General features: G+C 44.4%; 1 protein-coding gene. It reads left to right on the top strand.

Annotated elements, in window-relative coordinates:
• The coding region (locus tag R8N49_RS30975; RefSeq protein WP_318190932.1) for a GNAT family N-acetyltransferase at window positions 1–238 on the top strand (238 nt) is incomplete at its 5' end.
• Between the last annotated feature and the right edge of the window lie 262 nt (window positions 239–500).

Here is a 500-nt window from a genome sequence, read left to right as displayed (position 1 = left end):
GACACAGTTGAACAAAGGCCTAGGAACAAGGCTTGTCCGCGCTCTCGTTGAACTACTGTTCTCGGACCCCACCGTGACGAAGATTCAGACCGACCCGACTCCGAACAACCATCGAGCCATACGCTGCTATGAGAAGGCAGGATTCGTGCGGGAGAAGATCATCACCACGCCTGACGGGCCGGCGGTTTACATGGTTCAAACACGACAAGCCTTCGAGAGAAAGCGCGGTGTTGCCTAACAACTCATTCAAGCCGACGCCGCTTCGCGGCGCGGCTTAATTCAGGTGTTAGCGGTAATTTAACCAGATAGGAGTACAGACATATGAAAATCGTAAAAAGGATATTATTAGTATTGTTAAGTTTATTTTTTACAATTGCGTATTCAAATGCTCAAACTGACAACTTAACTTTGAAAATTGAGAATGTTTTAAAGGCAAAAAATGCCAGAATAGGAGTAGCAATATTCAACAGCAATGAGAAGGATACTTTGAAGATTAATAA

This window comes from Vibrio sp. 1978 (assembly GCF_033344345.1).
This window is presented reverse-complemented; position numbering and strand designations above follow the sequence as displayed.